Below are 571 nucleotides of genomic sequence, written 5' to 3'. Positions count from 1 at the left end.
AAGAACATCGCCGCGTCCTGGACGTCCATCACCGGTCAGTCGCCCAAGCAACTGATCGTCGGGCTCAACGAGATCGACTCCGACATCACCATGGAGTACGGACTGATCCTGCCCCATCCCGGAGGCGAGGCCGAATGGTTCGCCACCCACGCGGACGAACTCGACGGCATCCAGGGCACCGGTCTCTGAGGCTGACGCCGCCTCGCCCCTCGACGGCGTACCGGCTCGCGCGGGCGCAGCACCGCTGCTTCCGCGCCGAGCCCGCGGGCCACGACCCGGCGGCTGACCGTCAGGGCGTAGTTCGGCCCTGGCACGGCTCAGCCCTGCGGCTTCGGGGAGCCGTACGGGTCGCAGGCGGCCACCGGCCGGGCACCCGTCGCAGGTACGCGGCCGGGTCGGGGCGAGACAGTTCCCGCAGCCGGGACCGACGCGCTGATACTCCGGGCGTGGTCCGAGGGGCGTACGCGGTCGGTGCCGCGGGCGTGCAGGATCGACTGTTCCCGGGGGGCCGGGACGGTCCAGCGCCGTCAGGCCCGGCCGGTTCGCGTGGTGCTCAAGCGTGCTCCGAAGG

Annotated in this window: 1 protein-coding gene; it reads left to right on the top strand. The window is 72.5% G+C overall.

The genetic code is table 11. The annotated features are described in order from the left end of the window. On the top strand, window positions 1-189 hold a 189-nt coding region (locus C3481_RS16610; RefSeq protein WP_219817690.1), incomplete at its 5' end, for a hypothetical protein. Window positions 190-571 lie beyond the last annotated feature (382 nt).

The sequence above is a fragment of the Microbacterium sp. Ru50 genome (assembly GCF_002920555.1).
Taxonomy (GTDB): Bacteria; Actinomycetota; Actinomycetes; order Actinomycetales; family Microbacteriaceae; genus Microbacterium; species Microbacterium arborescens.
Note: the sequence above shows the minus strand (reverse complement) of the source record. Positions and strands in the feature narration are given on the sequence as shown.